Raw genomic sequence first — 22,775 nt, 5'->3', positions numbered from 1 at the left:
AACAAGCTGCGAAACTGGGGTTCTGCTCCTGCATTATCGCAGCTTTTTTGAAGCCTTTCACTACCCAAAAACAACACATTGACACTTATCTATGTGTGGGCGTATACTGATATATAGATAAACATCAATGTCTTGGGTAGTAAAAATACAAACTAGAAGGTGCAATTCGTTATGGGAATTTTTCAATGGTTAAATGATCAGTTATTAAAAATGCAGTGGCTAAGCGATTTGGTTGGTATACTTGTCCGGGATGTCTTCGGATTGGACCTCGCCAGTAGGGTAGGCGGCAGCATCCATTTCTTCATCTACGACGTCATCAAAATCTTCATTCTGTTGTCGGTGCTGATTTTCTCGATTTCATACGTGCAAAGCTTTTTCCCGCCTGAGCGGACGAAGAAAATTCTAGGACGTTTTGATGGGATCACCGCCAATATTCTGGCGGCGTTGCTGGGGATGATCACACCATTCTGTTCCTGTTCTTCGATTCCGCTTTTCATCGGCTTCACCGGTTCGGGACTGCCGTTGGGTGTGACGTTTTCGTTCCTGATTTCTTCACCGCTTGTTGACTTGGCATCGATTATCCTCTTGGCCAGCATCTTCAACTGGAAGATTGCCATCGCCTATGTTGTTGTGGGATTGATTCTTGCGGTTGTCGGCGGAACCTTCATCGGGAAAGCGCATCTGGAGGACCAGGTCGAATCTTTTGTGTTCGGTAGCCCGACAATTGAACTTGAGGAAGCCGAGTTGACAAGGAGAGATCGTGTCGATTATGCAGTTGATCAGGTGAAGGAAGTTGTCCAAAAAGTATGGCTTTACGTGCTCCTTGGGGTCGGTATCGGGGCGGCCATCCACAACTGGATTCCGGAATCCGTCATCACAGCTCTGTTGGGTCAGGATAAATGGTATTCAGTATTGGTGGCAACATTCGTCGGGATTCCGATGTATGCGGATATTTTCGGGACGCTGCCCATTTCCGAAGCACTTGTCGCAAAAGGGGTCGGATTGGGAACCGTACTTTCCTTCATGATGGGCGTGACGGCATTGTCCTTGCCGTCGATGGTCATGCTGAAACAGGTCGTAAAACCGAAATTGTTGGGCCTTTTCTTCGGAATCGTGGCAGTCGGCATCATCATCATCGGCTATGTGTTCAATTTCTTGGGACCTATTTTTATGTGATCAAAAAAATAATAAACAGGAGGAATATCATCATGGAAATCAAAATTTTGGGTATAGGCTGCAAAAATTGCGTGAATTTGGCTAAGAACACGGAAGAGGCATTGAAGGAACTGGGGATGGAAGCAACCATCACAAAAGTGACCGACATGAAGGACATCGCAAAATACGGCATCATGCGCACTCCGGGATTGGTCATCGACGAAAAAGTTGTTTCCTACGGTAAAGTCGCCAGTACGGAAGAAATTACAGAATTGTTGAAAAAATAAGCAAGTTACCAAAAGTGCGGGAATAGACACATTTATCCCCGCACTTTTTTTGTTTCATGTTGAATTCAGCATTGACTATAGATAGAAGAAAATCTATATTATAAGAGTACCAATATTTAAATGAAAACAATACAAGATTCATCTTCAAATAGAAAGAGAATGAGGAGATACGAAAAATGACAAACATCACTATTTTTGAACCGGAAACAAGCAGCAGCTTGTTCAGCAGTCAGGATGCCATGCGCATTGCAGCAGTAATGCAGGCCTTGGAAGGACTGGAGAATTACGAGGCATTGCTTTTTAATTTAACCGATGATGCGGATCAATTCACGCTCAACAAGGCCGTTAAAGAAAAAATCGAGGCTGAAGGCAATAGCGTATTGCCGATCACTGTTGTGGATGGAGCAATCGTGAAAAGCGGCAACTATCCGACCAACGATGAAATCACAAGCTACATCGGCGTCCGCTTCATTGAAGAAACGGAAGGTTCATGTGGTTGCGGCGGCTGTGGTTGTGGCGGTTCGGAGGAATTTGCCGAAGCGGAAAAAGAAGAAAAAGAAGAATCCGGCTGCTGCGGCGGCCATGGCGAAAAAGGCGGCTGTGGCTGCGGTGGACAGGGGCACCATCATCACCATAAACATGAGGAAGCTGCAACAGCAAGTAAGGGCTCATGCGGTTGTGGACAGGGCGGCTGTTGCTAACACGCAAAAAAAGACTCGTATCTCGGGACTTTCCGGATCGAGTTTCTTTTTCAGTCATAGATAGAAAAACTTCTATATAAAAGGAGCATCAGCAATCATGGATTATGAAAATTATGCAAAAGTCGCAAAAGCTTTGGCCGACCCGAAGCGCGTCAAAATTGTCGATATGCTTTCTTGCGGAGCCATGTGTGCCTGCGACATACTGGAACATTTCGATTTTACCCAGCCAACTTTATCCCATCATATCAATCTTTTGGTGAAGGCGGGATTGGTGACGACGGAAAAATCCGGCACGTGGCATTATTACGATCTGAATAAAAACGCCTTTGAAAAATTCAAGACGGACACAGCGGAACTGACGGCTGATACACCGGCCTGCATCTGCGAACCTGTACGGTCAAAAGTGGTGTGTGCAATAGAAAAAAGAGCTGATCAGGTGACGCAAAAATAGAGCTGTAAAGAGCGTAAAACAATAAATGGGGGTATAATAAAATGAGTGGAAAAGAGCAAACAAGCATTTCGTTCTTCAATAAGTATTTGAGCGTCTGGGTAGCCAGTTGCATGGTGGTGGGGGTTTTGATCGGTAAATATCTGCCCGCCATACCTGAATTCTTCGGTAAATTCGAATATGCGAACGTGTCGATCCCGACAGCCGTGTTGATCTGGGTCATGATCTATCCGATGATGATGAAGGTGGATTTCCAAAGTGTCCGGGATGTCGGAAAAAATCCGAAAGGACTCTATGTCACATGGGCAGTGAACTGGTTGATCAAACCGTTCAGCATGTACGCCATTTCCGCTTTTTTCTTTTTTGTCGTCTTCAAGAATTTCATTACGCCTGAGTTGGCGACGGAGTATTTGGCCGGTGCGATTCTGCTGGGAGCTGCACCTTGTACAGCGATGGTGTTTGTCTGGAGTCAATTGACAAAAGGCAATCCGGCGTACACCGTCGTCCAAGTAGCCACCAATGATCTGATCATCCTGGTTGCCTTCATTCCGATCGTCAAATTTTTATTGGGCGTCAGCAATGTAACGGTGCCTTGGGATACCTTGATTTTGTCCGTTGTGTTGTTTGTCGTGATTCCGTTGGTCGGTGGTGTTTTGACGCGGATCTTCGTCACAAAGAAAAAAGGCGTCACTTATTTCGAGAAGGATTTTCTTTCGAAATTTGATGGCGTAACTACAGCGGGGTTGTTGTTGATGCTGGTCTTATTGTTCTCTTTCCAAGGAGAGGTCATCCTGGAGAACCCGTTGCACATTTTGATGATCGCAGTACCTTTGATCCTGCAGACATTCCTGATTTTCTTCATTGCCTATTTTGCAAGCAAGGCCTTGAAGCTTCCACACGCAATCGCCGCGCCAGCCGGGATGATCGGCGCATCGAACTTTTTTGAATTATCGGTGGCGGTTGCCATCGCGTTGTTCGGAATGGATTCTCCAGCAGCATTGGCGACGGTTGTGGGTGTCTTGACTGAAGTGCCGGTGATGCTGATTTTGGTGAAAATAGCCAATTCAACAAGACATTGGTTTCCGGAAAAAGAAAATAGTGCAGTGAATCCTGTAAAGGCGGTAAAATAAGCCATCTTTTAACTGAAAAGGAGAATGAATTATGAAAATCATCGTAATCGGTTCGGTAGCGGCGGGCACCTCCGTTGCAGCCAAAGCGCGCAGAAACACAGAGGAAGCGGAGATTGTCGTCTATGACCAAGGAAAGGACATTTCCTATTCTGTCTGCGGGATCCCCTACAAAATTGGCGGGGAAGTCGATTCAGTGGATCGCCTGACACCACGAGATGCGAAATGGTTCAAAAAGAGATATGATGTCTCCATCTTTACAGAACACAGAGTGACGAAAGTAGATCATGAAGCCAAAAAGATTCAAGTTAAAGATCTGAAGACCGGCGAAGTCAAAGAGGACGCTTATGATGTGTTGGTTTTCGCGACAGGTGCGGCTCCGCTGACGCCTCCACCGTTCGATCAGGCTGAATACGATAATGTCTTCCACGTCCGCAATATCCAGGACCTTCGTGAGATTGAAAGTTACTCGGAAACGAACCAACCTAAAAAAGCGCTGCTCATCGGTGCCGGGTTCATCGGTCTGGAAATGACCGAACAGCTCGTGCATAAAGGCTGGGATGTTACTATCGTGCAGCTGGAAAATCAAGTGATGCCGTCGATGGACGCGGATATGGCTTTCCGGGTGGAAGAAGTGCTGATGGCCAACGGGGTGCATTTGCACCTCGGGGATACGGTCAAGACCATCGACGGTAAGGGGACCGTCAAAAAAGTAGTGACGACAAATGGTGCCACCATCGAAACGGATATCGTCATCCTGGCTGCCGGCGTGCGACCGAACACTGAGCTCGCCAAAGAAATCGGCGTCACGATCGGAGCGAAGGGTGCGGTTGCCGTCAACAGCAAAATGCAGACGAACATCCAGGATGTATATGCGGTCGGTGATGTGGCCGAAAGCTTCTCCGCCATTACAGGCAAACCGATTTACCGTCCATTAGGCTCTACGGCCAACAAGATGGGACGTATCGCCGGAGATGTGATCACAGGCGGAAATCTGGAACATCGCGGGGTGCTGGGTACCGGCATCTTCCGCGTATTCGATCTGCATGTTGGCCAGACGGGCATGACTGAAAAAGAAGCGAAGGCGGCCGGTTATGCCGTGGAAGTCCTATACAACATCAAGCCGGACCACGCCGAATACCTTGGCGGCAAGGAACTGATCATCAAGGCATTGGCGGATAAAGCCACCGGACGAGTCTTAGGCGCACAAGTTTTAGGATCGCAAGGTGTGGACAAACGGATCGATGTCCTCGCCACTGCCATCACTTTCAAGGCGAAAGCGGAAGACCTGTTCCATCTGGATTTGGCCTATGCACCGCCATTTGCAACGACAAAAGATCCTATCCATTATACAGGCATGGCATTGGATAACGCCTTACACAGAAATCCTTTGATGACGCCAGCCCGGCTGGTCGAAATGCAGCAAAAAGGCGAATCTATCCAGGTCATCGACACGCGTTCCGCCAAAGACTTCGAGAAGAGCCACGTCCAAGATGCGATCCACGTCCCGTTAGGGGAACTGCGCGCACGCGCCGGTGAGCTTTCCAAAGATATCCCGACAGTTACCTACTGCAACAAAGGTGTGACCGGAAATGCCGCCCAGAATATCCTGATCAATTTAGACTTCAAGGAAGTCTACAACCTTTCAGGCGGCAACAAAAATTATCAAAGTTACCTCATAATGCTGAAGAGAAAAAACTAAAAGGTGAGTCTTTGATTGTATGTGAGAAAAATGGAGAATCTCCGAAATGGATTCTCCATTTTCTTTGGATTAAAATCTGATTAGGGGTGGCAATTGTGAAAACGAGTGATAAAATGAAAAGTAAGTAAAATGTTGGGAGGATGAATAGATGAAGTATGATTTCGAAACACCCGTCAATCGGAGCAATACAGGGTCCGAAAAATGGGCAGCCATGTACAGAAGCAATCCGAATGTGGGAAAGGATGTTTTTCCTTTTTCTGTTGCGGATTTGGACATAAAGACAGCGCCGGAAATCGTCGAGGGTTTGCAGGAATACATTGAAACAGCCGTAATGGGCTATGATCTGCCGACCGAAGACTATTACCGCGCAATCATCAATTGGATGGGAAACCGCCATGCTTGGGAAATCAAGAAGGAATGGATCATCTGTACACCAGGCATCATCGCGGCATTCTATTCCGCTATTCGAGCGTATACCGATCCAGGCGACGGTGTCCTTTACATGGGGCCGGTCTATTATCCGTTCATGAAGTCAATCAAAAATACGAAACGCAAGCTTATCAACAATTCTTTGATCCGCAACGGTGATCGTTATGAAATTGATTTTGAGGGTTTGACTGAGAAAGCCAAAGAACCGAATACAAAGCTGATGCTGTTCAGCAACCCGCATAATCCAGTCGGCCGCGTCTGGACCAAAGCGGAATTGGAGCGTGTCGTCGACATCTGTGCCGCCAATGATGTTGTGATTTTGGCGGATGAAATCCACCATGATCTGATCATGCCCGGCCATGTTTTCACACCGATGGCATCCATATCCGAATCAGCTGCGGACATCTGCATCACGGCAACCGCCGCCAGCAAGTCCTTCAATATCGCGGGCCTGCGCAATTCCAATGTCATCATTTCGAATCCGGAGCTCCACACGGCTTTCAAGATGGATATGGAAATGACCGGCATTGGCGGAGGAACCAATGTTATCGGCTTGAAGGCGACAGAGATCGCCTACACGGCAGCCGAGGACTGGTTGGAGGCGTTCAAAGCTTTGATCTGGCACAACCATGAGACGCTGAAGAAGTTCTTGGCGAAGGAACTGCCGGAAGTGACTGTCTTCGATCTGGAAGGCACCTACCTGCAATGGATGGATTTCAGTGCCTTTGGGTTGTCGCACAAGCAGTTGGAAGAAATCATGGAGCAGGAAGCGCAAGTGTTCCTGGATGAAGGCTACATCTTCGGGGACGAGGGTCGAGGATATGAGCGGATCAGTCTGGGGGCACCTACGAAAACGTTGATGGAAGCGATGGAGCGCTTGGTAACAGTCATGAAAAAATACCGGACACAAAATCAATAGAAAAACTGAGGGCTGTCTCGATTTTTCGAGGCAGCCCTAGAGTTTTGGTGGAAACCCACGGACAGCAGCGCGCTGCTCCCACTTCAGTTGATTTACTTCGTCCAAGCGGAATCCGGTTTTGCAAACAATAATATCTAAAGAATTCTATAAAATTATCCCAACGTAAGCATCCTTCATCCTTTCTTCACAATCGGATGCTATACTGTAGAATAAATAAAAGAAAGGTTGATGATACATGTTGTATCCATTCTTCGATAGCACCTATATATTGATCATCTTCGGCATCGCGGTTTCCATGATTGCTTCGGGATTCGTCAAGCGTACCTTCAATACATATAACCAAGTGAAAAGCCAAAACGGATACACCGCTACGGATGCAGCGCGCTTCATCCTCGAACAATCGGGCATCCATGATGTGCGGATCGAACGCGTCCGCGGAGATCTGACGGACCACTACGACTCGCGCGCTAAAGTTTTGCGTCTTTCCGATACGACAGCCAACTCGACTTCGGTCGCGGCCATCGGCGTCGCTGCCCATGAAGTCGGACATGCAATACAGGACCAAAAAAACTATATTCCGTTGCGGTTGCGTGCCGCTCTGGTTCCGGCCGCTAATTTTGGTCAGACACTTTCCATGCCGATGATTATGATCGGTGTTTTCTCTGGCATGAACCAGACATTCCTCAATTTGGGGATCCTCTTCTTCTCGTTCAGCTTCCTGTTCCAAGTGGTCACATTGCCAGTCGAATTCAATGCATCCGGGCGTGCTTTGAGAATTCTTTCGAATGGTGGCATCCTGAATGCACAAGAAGTGCCGAAAGCACGCAAAGTTCTTGTCGCAGCTGCCATGACGTATGTCGCAGCTGCCTTCATGAGTTTCTTGCAACTGCTCCGTCTGCTCTTGCTTTTCGGTGGCGGAAACAATGACGATTAGTCGTTAGGTACGCTAATTGTCCTAATTTCATCCTGAAAAACTGCTTAGGTCTATTTCAACGGGCCGGAGCAGTTTTTTTAGGTCCATGAACCTTTTGAGACTAGTCGTTACACTTGTTATCTTGGGGTTGCTATACTATAATAATCTTAGCATTTTGGAAGTATATATCAGAAAAGAATTCCAGACCAGACTCTGAAAATAGGAGCTAATAATGAATCCTGATAAACAATCTAAAGACAAACGTGTTTTAGCTACAAAGAAAAATCTTTTGCATGCGTTGATAACACTGTTGGAAGAAAAATCCATCGAAGAAGTGACTGTGAGGGAACTTACGAAACGTGCAAAAGTGAATCGGGGAACTTTTTATCTGCACTATGAAGACAAGCATGATTTATTGGAGAAAAATATCGATGCGCTGATCCAGGAACTTCAGGACAGAGGGAAAGCCATCACGAAAACGGCTTTGTCCGATGCTACGGAAACGGAGTTCAGACAAAAAACAGTTGAAGCGTTCACGGACATCTTCAGTTACATCAAAGAAAATGAACGCTTCTTCAGCGTTCTTTTCAACGGAAGAAGCAGCTATTCCTTTCCGCTCAAATTCAACACCTATTTGAGAGGACGTCTGGAGCAACAGGTCCAGACGAAAAAAAATGTCATTCCTTATGAACACTGGATCACAGCCGTTGCCTTCGCCTATCAAGGGATGATCTACTCTTGGGTGACGAATGGTATGAAAGACGCGCCGGAGCGCATGGGAGAGTATGGGTATTATTTCATTTCCCAAAGTGTGGTGGAGATAACCAGAGGAACGTGATCGTTCCGTAAAAAAGTATGTTTGCGCTCGAGCGACAGGAGGAAGCGTCATGGGAAGAGGAAACCTTGATTTGAATGTGGTCCAGGAGATACTGAACAAGACAAAAGAAGAAGTGGAAAACATGCATCCCGTCAATATCCTGCTTGCGGGGAAGACGGGGGTCGGGAAAAGTACGCTGATCAACAACGTCTTCCGGGAACGGATGGCTGAGACCGGCATCGGGAAACCTATCACGAAACATCTGCGGCGGATCGCGAAGGAAGGCATGCCGATCGTGCTGTACGATACGCGCGGGCTGGAATTGGGCCATCCGATCCAAACCGAAGTCAAGCGGGAAATCATCGAGGTCATCAATCAGAGCCAAAAGGAAGGCTCCGATAAGGCAATCCATTTGGTCTACTATTGCATCAATGCGCATTCCTCCCGCATTGAGGAATCCGAGATTGCCTTCATGGAAGAACTTTCAGGTTTGTTGCCGGTGTTGATTGTCCTGACGCAATCGATTGGTCAGCCTGCGAACGAGTTAAAGAAATACATCGAAAACCTGAACTTACCGATAGCCGGGATATTGAATGTGATGGCGGAACCGTATGCCATCACGGATGAGCTGGTGATTCCACAAAGCGGATTGAAGGAATTGATTGAGCGGACGTTTGCGGTGCTGCCGGAGGAGACGAAAGAGGCTTTTAACAATGCCCAACAGGTGGATATCGCGCGTAAAGCGAAAGCATCCCGAAGTTGGGCGACCAAATACATCGTGACCACATTCGGCGTCGGGTTCACACCGATTCCTTTTTCCGATGCGACTGTCCTGGTGCCGATGCAGATCGGCATGCTTGCCCATATCACTGCTATCTTCGGCATATCGATTGATAAAGCCACCATCACCAGTGTGATCGGTGCGGTCGGCGGAACAGGGGGAGCAACCTATTTAGGGCGGTACATCGTCTCCAACCTGCTGAAGATGATCCCGGGTGCAGGAACAATCGTCGGAGGGGTCATCAGCGGCGCGACGGCGGCCGTACTGACGACCGCGCTAGCGATGAGCTACATCGAGGTGCTGTCGATTGTTGCCAAAGGCGAAAAGGACGGCAAGTATCCGGACCTCAGCAACATCGAGACGCTGATGCGCGAAAAAATGCAGGAGCGCTTGAAAATGGGAACCAAGGATCAGGACGTCAAAGAAGTCCTGGAGAACCTGAAGAAGAGCAATCCATTGAAAAAATGGCTGAAGAAATAGAAGAACACAAAAACGCGGACAATTCTTGTTCGCGTTTTTGTGTTGGGGGCCGGAACTCCGGTTAAGGCAGGCTTCGCCGGAGGATACCGGAAGAAACAAGGCCGGAACTCCGGCCAGAACGCCCCCACCGGAGAACACCGGCAGAATGGCCGTCGCTTCTCCGGACAGTTAACCCTTCACCGGAGAAGGCGCCAGCCCGCAAGCTGAAAGGAAAATGCCGATGAACAGGATATAAAACGGTTTCATCTTTCTGGCATCTTCATAAGTGATGGATGATAGATCGTGTATAGGTTGATTGCTTTCGTTGTAAGCGGGCAGTTGGTCACCATAAGCGTTCAGGCCTACAGTTCCGGGATTTTCCACCAACAAAAAGAGTCCGTTCGGGACAGTCAGAAGCGCGAAAAGTCCTGCAATCAAAAAGTAACCCATGCGCCAACCGAAGTTATCCAGAAATGTCGGCATGATCATCGAAATGATAGCTCCCGCAAGTCCTCCAGAGGCATTCAACAAGCCCATCATCAATCCTTTTTTGGCGGTAAACCAATTGTTGATCAACAAAATCGCCAGAAACATAGTGATCGGCATCATGAACAAACCGAGGAAGATGCCTCCCAGATAAAATTACCATAAACGAGTGGCGAATGCCAGCCGCACAAATCCAAGCGAAACCCAGAGTCCTCCTCCAATAAGCAAGCGCTTTGCCCCAAATTTAGGGAGAAATTGTCCAATCAGAGGAAGTACGAAAACGCCGGTCAGAGTCGACAGGCTGATGTAAAGCGAAAAGGCACTGCGCGTGAATCCTAATTCCGAAGTGATGGGCTCGACGAAGAAACCGACGGCATTCCCGGCAATATACATGGCCATGATCAAGAAGGCCGCAGAAAAGAAGGATAAAAAGTGGCGTAACGTCATATGATAATTCCTCTCTACATCAAATAGGTCAAAGATGATTCTTATTAGATTTTCGTATAACAAAAAGGTATACCACAGTACGGAATTTCGTTTCATGAAACCGGATACATGTATCTGCGTATAAAATGTTATATTAATAATCAACAAAAAGCAATAGTGTGTCAAAAAAAACGTCACACCCGAAAGGATGTGACGACAGAAAGAGGCTGATTCATTATGAGTATTGTTCTGCAGATTGTCCGAAACTTTATTCATCAAAATGCAGCTGCAGCTGAGGAACTTGGAAGAAATGCTGGAGTGCTAATGCAATTCCGCCTAAAAGAGCTCCATTTTTTCCGAGCGAGGACAAACTTACCGGAATGTTATGTCCGGATGTTCGGTTCAATTCCGTTTGGATTTCTGTCACACATTCCGGTAATGCACGGAATAGATCACCATTCAGATAGACTTTTTCAGGATCGAACAGGCTGACCACATTGCTGATTGCGACGCCCATATGCAGCACGAGATGTCCCACTACATTTTTGGCATCTTCATCGCCTGTCTTGTACAGGGCAATCAGGTCGGTCAAATGCAGTGAGGAATCGTTCTTCAGGATTCTGATTTCCGCAACCAAAGCTCCCGTTGAGCAATATTGGTTCAGGCACCCCTGCTTGCCGCAGTCGCAAGCTCTTCCGAATGGATAGAGAATCGTGTGCCCCAGATTCCCGGCCAGACTATTTTTGCTGCGGAACAATCGGTTCTGCAACAAAATTCCGGAGCCGATGCCCTCGTCCAGATCGATACTGATGATGTTCCCCGGAGAGTGGGCGAATACCGCTTCGGCAATCACGGCCAGATTATTCTGATTTTCCAGATAGATCGGACAGTCGATAGCGTCGCTTTCCAGATGTTTGGCCGTCAGATGCTCCAACATTTTGTTAGTTGATGCTACTATCTCATCTTCATGCACGAAGCCGTCGATTGACACTACAATACCTACGAAGCGAAACGGTGTTTTATTGAGGTTCTTCCTATGATAGAGAACGACTTCTTCGATGCTGTCGATGATATTGCTGGCCTCAACTTTTCTGACCAAATCATATTGGGCGACGATCTTGCCTTGCAGATTGCAGACGAGGGAAGAAATCTTTGTTTGTGTAATGGTCAAACTCATCGCGTATCCGCCATTTGCATTCACCTTCAACAACACCGGTTTTCTCCCACCAACGATGGAACTTTGACCTGTACCGAGTTCGACGACAAGTTTTTCCTTAAGAAGTTTTTTGACAATTTCAGATACGGTTGCCTTGTTGAGTCCGGAATCATGAGAGATGGCCGCTCGTGAAGTATTGGGATGATTGATGATGGCTGTCAAAACGATGGTCTCATTTTGTTCCCGTATGGTGTTGCGGTTGACGATCATGGTGTGTCACACCCTTTACAGATTTTTTTGAGGTTTGGGCGCAAAAAAAGATGACGAATCTGAAAAAAATACAAGGATGGGCTATTTTGGAGCAAGGTAAAATGTGTTCCGGATAGTCACTTGGACTCAGGAGTACCTTGTATAGAAGTCAGAAACTTAGAGGTGAATGCGTTTATATAGTTGTTTAAAACAAGGTGGGCTCAATAAAGAGCGATGGTTGAGGGAATCAGTCGTTGCGGGCATACGTCTTTGGTTATATTTTAACACTTTTCACTGGCAATTGCGAGGTTTGGATGACCTCCTAACCCAAACATCGCGCACTTTTTTTCAAGGAGGCCAAGAGGTTAAGCGTTTTCTGGATCGTGGGCTCTGAGTCATTGTTATTTAATTAGAAAATCGGTAAAATGAAAGGAACCACGGGAGGGGGCATATATCAGAATGTTGGGTTTAAATGGGATTGAATGGATGATGCTGATCATTGCGGCAATCATCATCGGTTTTTCGAAAACCGGCATACAAGGCGCGACAATTCCGGCGGTGGCGCTCGTTGCCATTCTTTTCGGTGGGAAGGCGTCAGCCGGAATCATGTTGCCGATGCTGATGCTGGGGGATTTGATTGCCATCTTTCAGTACGGCAAACAGGGAAAATTCAGGGATGTGCTGAAATTGTTGCCTGCCGCCGTAATGGGTATCGCTATAGGCGCCATCACGGGTAATTATCTTGATGACAAGCAGTTCAAAGCCTTATTGGGCATAGTTGTATTGATTTGCTTAGGACTTTTGATTTACAGAGAGATCGCCAAAAGAGTTTTGCCGCTTCCAAAAAATCCAATCTTCCATTGGATGGTCGGGGCTGTCAGCGGTTTTTCTTCGATGGTAGGCAATGCCGCAGGACCCATTTTCAATGTCTATTTGCTTTCACAAGATCTCACCAAGAATAAGATGATCGGAACGACGGCTTGGTTTTTTCTGCTGATGAATATTGTGAAGTTGCCATTCCATATCTTTATGTGGCGGACCGTCACTTGGGGAACACTACGGTATATGTTGCTGATGATTCCTTTTATCGCATTGGGGAGTTGGATGGGCATCAGATTCGTCCGGAAGATAAACGAAGTGTGGTACAAGCGCATCATCATGATCATGACCGCGATTGCGGCGATGCGTCTGTTCATTTAAAAAGAGACACCTTATGAATGGACTTTAGTCCCCTCGTAAGGTATCTCTTTTTTCTGGATTAAAAAATCTGACTGGATATTTCTGTTAATTAGTGCGATCTACTTCAACTTCATCAGCCGGATCGACTGGTCTGCGCAAGGCGCGTTGGTTGGTCCGGTGAAGTTGGAATGCTTCAAGGATGGGGACCAGTATCGAAGCGACGAGTCCACCCGAAAATCCATTGTTGTAGAGGTTTACGCCACCATGAAGATAACCGATATTCATGACTAAAGTCAGATGCATGGCTCCGGCGATGATGCCCGCAATGTTCCCGTATCGGCCGGCCAACGGTGCCAAAGTTGTTCCGAACAGTGCTGAAATAAGGACGATTGTTGATTGATTGTCCTGATAGTTAAGTCTGCCCATCAGGGTGACCCCGATCAGAATCGGCAAGACATTCTTGACGTTTTTCCCGAAAGCGCCAAAGCCTATGACAGTAAAGATGCCACCCAGGACCGGACCATTGATTTCTCCACCCATCAACAGAATGTATGTCGTAGCCAGGAATCCTAGCAATGCCATATTGATGAGCGTCGCACCTAAACCGCCAAGTTCCAGGTAATCGGTGGACAATTGGCCCGAATGGCGCATGATGCGCTTCAGCCCATGGAAGCTCCATCCGTTGATCTGCAGGCCAATCAGGAACATGCAACTGAACAGTGAATACAACAGCACTGAAAATGGACCGTTATAGCCGCTGGCAAGGATATTTACCGTTTCGATTTCGAAGCCGAAATTGCGCATCATAGAGATGAAGACCGTTCCGATGATGCCGCAGGTGAAGCCGACGTTATAGAGGCTGAATCCTCTTGTGAAGGTAACGAAATGATGCGCCAGTGGGGGAATCAGGAAGCCGGAAACAAAACCGGCGCCCAGCCCCAGAAACACACCATAGGGTTGACCGATGCCTAGTTTGAAGGAGAGCTCACTGACCAGCGGTGCCAAGGCTGTTCCGAAAAGGGCGGCCAGCAAAGATTTGTGTATCGGTACTTTTGTGACCCTTGCATAAGTGAAAGCGCCGATGCTGATCGGCATGGAGTTGAATAAGTTTTTGCCAAAAAAAGCGAATCCCGCAATCGTTAAAATACCGGCTATGACCGGACCGTTGATCTTTGCATCTGCCATTCGGACGATCCAGATGGCTTGCAGCGTCATGAGTGAAACGTTGAACAATGCCGATCCAACGTTCGTCAAAGCCATATAGTCCGTCAACAGGTTAGCCGGAGAGGCCAAGATGGTAAGGTTGCCTTCATAAATTTCTCTTGGACTGTTGAATAAGAAAGCCACTCCGCCCATCAATAAGGCGAAGCCGGCCAATAAACCGTATTTTAATCGCTCGGAGAGTTCCTCTGCGCCACTCATAGTAGGCTGTCTTTTCTGTATCATAAGTGTCCCCCAATCTTATTGTGTTGAAACTAATTAATGAAAATGAAATATGGAAATTGCTGTTTGTCTTAAGGAAGTAAATTCAAGCTTATAAAATCATGTAAACGTTAACTTACATTTAATTATACAGGGCCAAACCGACTCTCACAATATTTATTTTCAATTTTACTAAAATCCACTAATATTCCAATAGTAAATACACAATTGGAACAATTTGTGCTGAATTTTTGGTACAAAAGGAGATACCTGTTCAAAAGAGGCGTACTTTTGAACCGCTTCAGTCCGGATTAGTATACTTTCGGATATTTACCGCTACGATTTAGAAAGAGGATAATATCATTTAGGGGGAAGAAGTATGCTGATGATCGAATACATCGACTCTAACTCCGGTGAACGGTGCCTTCGCAGGAAATCGGTCAACATTCCGCTGGGATCATCCGATGAACGCAGCCTCGCCGAAGTTTCGGCTGGAAGTTACCGAAGAACTTCGGTGAGTGTGCGCCTCACCGGAGCAGCGCACTCGCATGGATTGCTATTTTTCGTAAAAATTATCATCTGTAAAAATAAAAAAATCCTTGCAATGGAATGTGTCCATTGCAAGGATTTTTTGATGATTTATTTTGCGCGTACATCTTTCATGGCATCCAGAACGGCCACATCTTCCGGCGAAATGGTGAAGTCAAGCTGCGCATTCTCGATGATGCGCGCTTCGTGCGTGGACTTCGGTAAAGGCAAGGTATCCTTCTCCAAGCAGTAACGGATGGATAATTGCGCCGACGTCACGCCGTATTTTTCAGCCATCTGCTTGATTTCCGGGCTATCCAGAATCGCACCTGTAGCTAAAGGTGAATAGGCTTCGACAACGATTTTGTGTGTTTGACAGAAAGCGAACAGTCCTTTTTGGTCGCGGCCGATGTAGAAAGGAATCTGATTCGCCATCGGGACGATGTCGCAATTGTCCAGGATCGCTTGCAAGTCTTTGATGGAGAAGTTCGAAACCCCGATTGCGCGGATCCGGCCTTCGTCATAGAGCTGTTCCATGGCTTTCCAAACTTGGATGTTGCCTTCGGTGCAATCCTTGCCGATCTCATCCCATGGCCATGGCGCATGGATTAAGTAAAGATCTAGGTAATCCAAGCCAAGATTATTCATGGTTTCTTCAAAGTGCTGCAAGGCGCCGTCGAAATCTTTTACTTGCGCAGGCAGCTTGCTGGTCACGAACACTTCTTCGCGGGCAATGCCGAAGTCGCGGATCGCTTTTCCGACATTTTCCTCATTGTGATAAGCATGCGCCGTATCGATGTGCGTATAGCCATTCTTCAAAGCCATCGTCACCGCTGCGTAGGCTTCTTCGTTAGGGATTTGCCATGTCCCGAAACCGATGGAGGGAATCGTCACACCATTATAAAAAGTGAATACATCTTTGTTTGCCATTCAATAACCTCCTGTTATGATAACGTTTACTATTATTCAGTTTAGAGCAGTCAGCGGCAGATGTAAAAGGATATAGCTCGAAAATTCAAAATAGCTTAGAAATGGATAGGGGATACGGAAGAATTATTCCGGAATTTGTCTGCAAATATGCGATTGGATCTGGTTTCGTCATGTATGGCGACAATCGATGTCAGGGTTAATTTGAGAACGCTTTTAAAAAACGGTATATTTTAGACAGGAGTGAATGTTATAATTTCGCCAAGGGGGAATGGCCATGAGCTTTGATAGGAATCAGTATTTACGTGAATTGGAGACGATCGTCAATATCGACAGTGGCAGCAGAAATCCTGCGGGTACACGGGAAGTGGCGGCGTTTTTGGAAGAGAAATATAGACAGCAAGGTTTTCTGACCGAGCTGGTTTCGGTCGGTCCGGAGGTGGGGCCGGTATTGGTGGCGACGAATGCTCAAGACGAACCCATCGATCTGCTCTTCATCGGCCACACTGATACTGTGTTCCTGGATGGCGAAGCGAGCAGACGGCCTTTCAAGATAGAAGGAGAGCGGCTTTATGGGCCTGGCGTCTATGACATGAAAGGCTGCAGCCTGTTGACGGCCTATCTGCTTGAAAACTTGCCTGGAAAACTGAAGCAAAGCCTCAACATCTGTGTGATCCACAATCCGGATGAGGAAATCAGTTCCTTTTATTCCCGGGAAGTGATCATCGAGAAAGCCAAAATGTCCAAGTTCGCCTTCGTCATGGAGCCGAGTTCAGCGGACGGTTCGATGATCAAGGAAAGGAAAGGCATCGAAAAACTGAAGATCCATTTCAAGGGCCGGCCCTCCCACGCCGGCGACGCTCCCCAGGAAGGGCGCAGCGCCATCAACGAACTGGCTCATTGGATCGTTCGCATGAATACTTTGATTGATTACGATGCCGGTGTGTCTGTCAATGCGGGCACAATCCAAGGCGGCAGCGTACCGAATGTCGTCCCCGAGCACGCCCAGATGGAATTGGACTACCGTTACTCAAATCCCGCGGACGTCACGGCCTTCTTTGATATGTTGGAGGAATTGCAGAGTCATGCAACCGAAATGGAGATCGGCATCAACATCGAAGTCATCGGCAAGCGTCCGCCTATGGTCGATGTGCCGGGAGCGAAAGCGTTGCGGAGCGTCTTCGAGGATGTCGGCAAGCAAATTGACACGTTCGTTTCGTTCAAGAAATCGGGAGGCGTATCCGACGCCAACTTCACAACCAGTGTCGGTGTTCCGACGGTCTGCAGCATCGGTCTGATCGGCGGCGCTTTCCATACCGATCACGAATATGTGGAGCTGGATTCCATTGTGCAACGCTTGGATCTTTTGACGGCAGTCATAGCAGAAATGAGCCGGCGGAAAATGTTCTGCGAAAGCACAGATCGTCTTTCCATTATGTGAGCCGCAACGATTCAGACAAGATAAACTATAAATAAAACAGCAACGCGAGGGTCCTTTTTCGGTCCTCTGCGTTGCTGTTTTTTTGGATGGGGCAGTGTTCCGCGGCGGGAATACTTGCAGAAGCACACCGGAAGAACAGCACTTTTGTTGTCCCAGATGCGATAATAAAGGTATAGGATTTCAGGCGTAGATACCGATTTGCGTAGACTACAGGCCGAGCAAATGAGTGATTGGATGTTTCTGGGGGATTAGGAGGAAGTGAATAAATGGAAACACTATTAGCAGGAATTACATCCATTACGATTGGCCAAATCGCGATGATGCTTATCGGGGCTGTCCTGATATATTTAGGAATCAAAAAAGAGTATGAACCTACATTACTTGTGCCTATGGGACTGGGTACCATCTTGGTCAACTTCCCTGGAACAGGTGTTCTGACCCAAATGGTCAACGGATCTGAATCAGAGGGTGTTTTGGACGTTCTCTTCAAAGCAGGTATCAGCACGGAACTGTTCCCATTGCTGATTTTCATCGGTATCGGAGCCATGATCGATTTCGGGCCGCTGTTGCAAAATCCATTCATGTTATTATTCGGTGCAGCCGCTCAATTCGGTATCTTCTTTACGATCGTAGTCGCTATCTTCTTCGGATTCGATATCAGAGAAGCTGCTTCAATCGGTATCATCGGTGCTGCTGATGGCCCGACAGCCATCTTCATACAACGGTAAAGAAGGCCAGCCGGCTTATGTAGCCGTCGATGGAGTCGTCTATGACGTCACTAATGTGGAAGCTTGGAAAGACGGAGAACACAAAAATGGATTGACGGCCGGCAATGAACTGACGGAAGAAATCACGAACCAGTCGCCTCATGGCATAAAGGTCCTGGAAGGTCTGCCGATAGTCGGCGAGCTTGTCGAATGACTTTCCGATAATGAAGATAAAATGGGGCCTTCCTCGGGAGAGCTCCATTTTTCGATTGAGTGGATGCTGTGACAAAAAAATGACAATCGCATCAGGTTTATTTTCCGGCCATCAGGATTTTTCGGAGCCTTTTCTGATTTAAAGAAATGTCTTCATATAGCGGTTTCTGAGGCCTAGTAGGGCTTGCCATTAACTGTTTTTGTCCAATGGTTCAATTTTGAACAGAATCCGAACTTTTTGAAAACGGGGTGTAAGTGCCTTCATTTTTTTGGATAAAATGCCTATACTTGTTCTTGTAGGAAAGACGATGCTGGCGCCAACGCGCTGCAGTATCGATCTGTTCCAGAACTATTTTGAGAGGGGACAAATCATGAGAGTCGATTTAACTACTAAACCTTATAACTTGGATACCGAGGGAATCAAGTGGGTCAAAGATACGATTGCAGGCATGTCTGTCGAAGAAAAAATCGGGCAACTGTTCATTAATATGGGTTCAGAACGCACGGAGGAATATTTGACTGGCGTATTGAACAACTATCACATCGGCGGAGTCCGCTACAATCCTGGTATGGCGGAAGAAGTTTACGAACAAAACAAAATTCTGCAGGAAAACAGCAAAATCCCGTTATTGATCGCTGCCAACACCGAAGCAGGCGGTAACGGAGCTTGTAAAGACGGCACCTATATCGGCGTTGAAGTGAAAATCGCTGCCACGAACGACACGAAGTACGCCTATGAAATGGGCCGCGTTTCCGGTGTCGAAGCTGCTGCTATCGGCTGCAACTGGAGTTTCGCTCCGATCGTGGACATCAACCGCAACTGGCGCAACCCGATCATCGCAACCCGTACATGGAGCGGCGATGTCGACAAAACCATCGCAATGTCGTTGGCATACATGAAGGGTATCCAGGAAAGCGGCATTGCACCAGCTGCAAAACACTTCCCTGGGGACGGAATCGACGAACGCGACCAACATTTGTCATTCAGCGTAAACCCATATTCCACTGAAGAATGGGATGCTACTTTCGGTAAAGTGTACGGCACTTTGTTCGATGCTGGTTTGCCTTCCATCATGGCTGGTCACATCTCCTTGCCTGAATACGTGAAACACTTCAACCCTGAAGCAACTGTTCAAGAACAAATCTTGCCGGCTACTTTGAACAAATACATCCTGACTGACTTATTGCGCGACAAAATGGGCTTCAACGGACTGGTTGTTACCGATGCCAGCCACATGGTTGCGATGACTTCTGCCATGAAACGCCAAGATATGCTGCCGACAGCTATCGCAGCAGGTTCTGACTTGTTCTTGTTCTTCAACGATCCGGACGAAGATTTCCAATGGATGTTGGATGGCTACAACAACGGCGTCATCACGGACGATCGTTTGGAAGAAGCTTTGACACGTATCTTGGGTACAAAAGCTGCTTTAGGTCTGCACAAAAAAGCGAAAACAGAAATATTGCCGTCCAAAGAAGAAGCAATGGCTAAAATCGGTTTGCCTGAAAATAAAGCAATCGCAGTTGAAGTTGCCGATAAAGCGATCACTTTGGTCAAAAACAACCAAAATATTTTCCCGATTTCACCGGATAAAACGAAACGAGTCCTGTTGGTCAACGTTGAGGGCCACAAAGGCGGTTTCGGCGCAATGATCGGCGGCGAAGCGGTTCGCCCTGTCGATACATTGAAAGGCATCCTGGAAGCTGAAGGCTTTGAAGTTTCCATCTGGGAATCCACGGAAGAGCGGATCAACAAATTGCCGGAAGAAGAAAGAGCTGCTGCCGTTGCGAACGTGTACGCTCAAAAACGTCCGATCAAAGATTTGATTGCGGCCTACGATTTGGTCATCAACGTAGCTTCGGTACAACCGAATACGGATCAACGCATCCAATGGCCAGCTTCAAAAGGAACACCGGACATTCCGTTCTATGTCCATGAGATCCCGACAATCTTTGTATCTGTGCAAGCACCGAACCACTTGGCTGACGTGCCGCAAGTACAAACATACATCAATACATACGATTCAAAAGACTTCACACTGCAAGCTCTTGTCAACAAAATGGTCGGCCGTTCTGAATTCACCGGTGTGTCTCCAGTGGATGCATTCTGCGGATTCTTGGATACGCGCTATTAACCGATAAGAAAAGCTGAACGGGTTCGTTCAGCCCTGAAAGAAATTTAGGAAATCTGTCCGACTGAGCATCGAAGAGCGCAATAGGACAGATTTATCTAATTTCCGAAGGGCTAACCCGTGAAGCTGGACATCATTTTAGATGCATGAAACATGTTGCAAACTTGTGAAACACTTATGGTGATGCACTTTTGAGTTGAAAAAATTTTATAAATCCCTATATGTTAAGAAAAAACTTCACAAGTCCGCGCTACGCGATCTTGTGGAGTTTTTTGCGTTTTTTCCAGTATTGATGCACCATCCCGCCAATCACCATTCCCGAAAACTTATTTGCAAGTGCTTGTCAGGGGTGATAAAATGAAAGAAATTTCATTTATCAAAAATGAATACTAGAGCCTGAAAATGGCCCGAATGCGTAAAGCCAGAGGAGGCAACACGATGAATAACGAATTGAAGGAAAAGATTCTGAAGATTATCGAAAAGAACAACAAATTGACTGATGAAGAAGTGGCGGTCATGCTAGGTGTTGAAACAGAAGAAGTGGCGATTGCTGTGAAAGAACTGGAAGCGGACAAAATCATCTGCGGCTACCATACTTTGATCAATTGGGACAAAACGGGCGATGACGAAGTTTCTGCTATCATCGAGTTGCGCGTAAACCCACAAAGAGGATCCGGCTTCGACCGTATCGCTGAAAAAGTTTACCAATTTCCAGAAGTGGAGACCGTTTTCCTGATGTCCGGTGGCTTCGATTTTATGGTGCAATTGAAGAAAGCTCCGATGAAAGAGATCGCACTATTTGTTGCGAAACGTCTTTCCGTCATCGACGAAGTACAATCAACCACTACTCATTTCGTATTGAAACGTTATAAAGATCATGGCACGTTGTTCGTGGATGAGGGTGACGACAAACGGATGGTGCTGACTCCATGAGAAATCCGATAAATGCTAAGGTGCGCGAAATCAAACCTTCCGGCATCCGGAGATTTTTTGATATTGCGAATGAGATACCTGGAGTGATCTCTTTAGGAGTAGGCGAGCCTGACTTTGATACCCCTTGGATCGTGCGTGACGAAGGCATGTACACCCTCCAAAAAGGACGCACCTTCTACACGGCAAATGCCGGGTTGGCCGAACTGCGCCAGGAAATCTGCCGCTATCTGGAACGCCGCTATGATCTGCACTATTCCCCGGAAGATGAAACTGTCGTTACGGTGGGCGGAAGCGAAGCCATCGACTTGGCTTTGCGTGCCATGTTGGACCCGGGCGACGAGGTCGTCTACGCGGAGCCGTGCTACGTTTCCTATCTCCCCTGCATCGTATTGGCTGACGGAGTTCCCGTTGCCATCCCGTTGCAGGAGAAGAACCAATTCCGTTTGACGAAAGAAGAACTGGAAGCAGCGATCACTCCGAAAACGAAAGTACTGATTCTCTCTTATCCCAACAATCCTACCGGGGCGGTTATGTCCAAAGAGGACTTGGAGGCAATCGCTGAAGTCATCATCGCTCACGATCTTTTCGTCATCACCGATGAAATCTACAGTGAACTATCCTACAATGGACATCACGTCAGCATTGCATCCTTACCGGGAATGAAGGAACGGACTGTGTACATCAACGGCTTCTCAAAAGGGTACGCGATGACCGGTTGGCGTTTGGGCTACGCAACTGCTCCACCGATCATCATGGAACAGATGATCAAAATCCATCAATTTGCCATTATGGCTGCACCGACGACAAGCCAATACGCGGGTATCGTTGCGTTGCGGAATTGTGATGATAATGTAGCGGAGATGCGTGAAAGCTACAATCAACGTCGCCGCTACTTAATGAAAATCCTAAAAGATTTGGAATTGCCATGTTTTGTGCCTTATGGTGCCTTTTATATCTTCCCGAACATAACCGAGTTCGGCTTGAGCTCGGAAGAATTCGCTACCCGTTTGGTTCTTGAGGAGAAAGTGGCTGTTGTGCCCGGCTCGGCCTTCGGAGAGAGCGGAGAGGGCTTCATCCGTATTTCCTACGCTTATTCAATCGAAGAGCTGAAAGAAGCTTTCGAACATATAAAAAGCTTTATCGAACGCCTACGTGCAGAGAAAAAAAGCAACCAATAAGAAGAAAGACTGCATAATTGCGTTCGTACGCAACTTTTGCGGTCTTTTTTCTCTATACTA

At 47.1% G+C, this 22,775-nt stretch carries 21 protein-coding genes and 1 pseudogene; 17 read left to right on the top strand and 5 right to left on the bottom strand.

Going from position 1 to position 22,775, the window contains the following annotated elements; all coding sequences use genetic code 11:
* Window positions 1-171: 171 nt before the first annotated feature.
* The 10 genes from TES5_RS01915 (at window position 172) to TES5_RS01870 (ending at window position 9,759) form a co-directional block, all read left to right on the top strand.
* Window positions 172-1,176: a permease gene (locus TES5_RS01915; protein WP_068559153.1), complete on the top strand. Its 1,005-nt coding sequence runs from the start codon at window positions 172-174 to the stop codon at window positions 1,174-1,176.
* 32 nt (window positions 1,177-1,208) lie between these two features.
* Entirely contained in the window at window positions 1,209-1,442 is a 234-nt protein-coding gene (locus TES5_RS01910) for a thioredoxin family protein (RefSeq protein WP_068559151.1), read from the top strand.
* A gap of 176 nt (window positions 1,443-1,618) precedes the next feature.
* Entirely contained in the window at window positions 1,619-2,143 is a 525-nt protein-coding gene (locus TES5_RS01905) for an arsenic metallochaperone ArsD family protein (RefSeq protein ID WP_068559150.1), read from the top strand.
* A gap of 97 nt (window positions 2,144-2,240) precedes the next feature.
* On the top strand, window positions 2,241-2,594 hold the full coding sequence (locus TES5_RS01900; RefSeq protein WP_068559148.1) for an ArsR/SmtB family transcription factor: 354 nt from the start codon (window positions 2,241-2,243) through the stop codon (window positions 2,592-2,594).
* Between the two features lie 41 nt (window positions 2,595-2,635).
* Window positions 2,636-3,721: an ACR3 family arsenite efflux transporter gene (gene arsB, locus TES5_RS01895; protein ID WP_068559146.1), complete on the top strand. Its 1,086-nt coding sequence runs from the start codon at window positions 2,636-2,638 to the stop codon at window positions 3,719-3,721.
* Window positions 3,722-3,752: 31 nt separating this feature from the next.
* Window positions 3,753-5,420, top strand: a complete 1,668-nt coding sequence (locus tag TES5_RS01890) for an FAD-dependent oxidoreductase (RefSeq protein ID WP_068559145.1) — start codon at window positions 3,753-3,755, stop codon at window positions 5,418-5,420.
* 148 nt (window positions 5,421-5,568) lie between these two features.
* Complete coding sequence (locus tag TES5_RS01885; protein ID WP_068559142.1) at window positions 5,569-6,768, top strand: MalY/PatB family protein; 1,200 nt, start codon at window positions 5,569-5,571, stop codon at window positions 6,766-6,768.
* A gap of 235 nt (window positions 6,769-7,003) precedes the next feature.
* Entirely contained in the window at window positions 7,004-7,702 is a 699-nt protein-coding gene (locus tag TES5_RS01880) for a zinc metallopeptidase (protein WP_068559140.1), read from the top strand.
* 211 nt (window positions 7,703-7,913) lie between these two features.
* A complete protein-coding gene (locus tag TES5_RS01875; protein ID WP_068559138.1) occupies window positions 7,914-8,519 on the top strand; it encodes a TetR/AcrR family transcriptional regulator in 606 nt (201 codons plus the stop codon).
* 49 nt (window positions 8,520-8,568) lie between these two features.
* A complete protein-coding gene (locus TES5_RS01870; protein WP_068559136.1) occupies window positions 8,569-9,759 on the top strand; it encodes a YcjF family protein in 1,191 nt (396 codons plus the stop codon).
* 168 nt (window positions 9,760-9,927) lie between these two features.
* Here TES5_RS01870 and TES5_RS01865 read toward each other — a convergent pair whose 3' ends face one another.
* The 3 genes from TES5_RS01865 to TES5_RS01855 form a co-directional block, all read right to left on the bottom strand.
* Window positions 9,928-10,374: an MFS transporter gene (locus TES5_RS01865; protein WP_369813480.1), complete on the bottom strand. Its 447-nt coding sequence runs from the start codon at window positions 10,372-10,374 to the stop codon at window positions 9,928-9,930.
* A 6-nt stretch (window positions 10,375-10,380) separates the two neighbouring features.
* Window positions 10,381-10,671 (bottom strand): MFS transporter, encoded by a 291-nt coding sequence (locus TES5_RS01860; RefSeq protein WP_068559131.1) that lies wholly within the window; start codon window positions 10,669-10,671, stop codon window positions 10,381-10,383.
* A gap of 247 nt (window positions 10,672-10,918) precedes the next feature.
* Window positions 10,919-12,076 carry an ROK family transcriptional regulator gene (locus tag TES5_RS01855; protein ID WP_068559129.1) on the bottom strand — a complete coding sequence of 386 codons (1,158 nt, stop codon included), beginning with the start codon at window positions 12,074-12,076 and terminating at the stop codon, window positions 10,919-10,921.
* Between the two features lie 438 nt (window positions 12,077-12,514).
* Between TES5_RS01855 and TES5_RS01850 the strand changes: the two genes are divergently transcribed.
* Window positions 12,515-13,255 (top strand): sulfite exporter TauE/SafE family protein, encoded by a 741-nt coding sequence (locus tag TES5_RS01850; protein ID WP_068559127.1) that lies wholly within the window; start codon window positions 12,515-12,517, stop codon window positions 13,253-13,255.
* Window positions 13,256-13,339: 84 nt separating this feature from the next.
* Here the strand turns inward: TES5_RS01850 and TES5_RS01845 are convergent, their stop codons facing one another.
* Window positions 13,340-14,680 (bottom strand): DUF1576 domain-containing protein, encoded by a 1,341-nt coding sequence (locus TES5_RS01845; RefSeq protein ID WP_068559125.1) that lies wholly within the window; start codon window positions 14,678-14,680, stop codon window positions 13,340-13,342.
* Window positions 14,681-15,295: 615 nt separating this feature from the next.
* On the bottom strand, window positions 15,296-16,114 hold the full coding sequence (locus tag TES5_RS01840; protein WP_068559123.1) for an aldo/keto reductase: 819 nt from the start codon (window positions 16,112-16,114) through the stop codon (window positions 15,296-15,298).
* A gap of 274 nt (window positions 16,115-16,388) precedes the next feature.
* Between TES5_RS01840 and TES5_RS01835 the strand changes: the two genes are divergently transcribed.
* The 6 genes and pseudogenes from TES5_RS01835 (at window position 16,389) to TES5_RS01810 (ending at window position 22,715) form a co-directional block, all read left to right on the top strand.
* Window positions 16,389-17,552, top strand: a complete 1,164-nt coding sequence (locus tag TES5_RS01835; RefSeq protein ID WP_068559121.1) for a M20 family metallopeptidase — start codon at window positions 16,389-16,391, stop codon at window positions 17,550-17,552.
* Window positions 17,553-17,818: 266 nt separating this feature from the next.
* Window positions 17,819-18,271, top strand: a pseudogene (locus TES5_RS01830) (sodium ion-translocating decarboxylase subunit beta); the annotation flags it as partial.
* The gene (locus TES5_RS01825) at window positions 18,249-18,473 is read left to right on the top strand and encodes a cytochrome b5 domain-containing protein (RefSeq protein WP_068559119.1); all 225 of its coding nucleotides are present in this window, start codon (window positions 18,249-18,251) and stop codon (window positions 18,471-18,473) included. The pseudogene TES5_RS01830 and the gene TES5_RS01825, both read left to right, overlap by 23 nt.
* A gap of 370 nt (window positions 18,474-18,843) precedes the next feature.
* Entirely contained in the window at window positions 18,844-20,607 is a 1,764-nt protein-coding gene (locus tag TES5_RS01820) for a glycoside hydrolase family 3 protein (RefSeq protein ID WP_068559118.1), read from the top strand.
* 435 nt (window positions 20,608-21,042) lie between these two features.
* Window positions 21,043-21,537 (top strand): Lrp/AsnC family transcriptional regulator, encoded by a 495-nt coding sequence (locus tag TES5_RS01815; protein WP_068559116.1) that lies wholly within the window; start codon window positions 21,043-21,045, stop codon window positions 21,535-21,537.
* Window positions 21,534-22,715 carry an aminotransferase class I/II-fold pyridoxal phosphate-dependent enzyme gene (locus TES5_RS01810; protein ID WP_068559114.1) on the top strand — a complete coding sequence of 394 codons (1,182 nt, stop codon included), beginning with the start codon at window positions 21,534-21,536 and terminating at the stop codon, window positions 22,713-22,715. Before TES5_RS01815 ends, TES5_RS01810 begins: the two co-directional genes overlap by 4 nt.
* Window positions 22,716-22,775 lie beyond the last annotated feature (60 nt).

This window comes from Trichococcus sp. ES5, assembly GCF_900067165.1.
Taxonomy (GTDB): Bacteria; Bacillota; Bacilli; order Lactobacillales; family Aerococcaceae; genus Trichococcus; species Trichococcus flocculiformis.
This window is presented reverse-complemented; position numbering and strand designations above follow the sequence as displayed.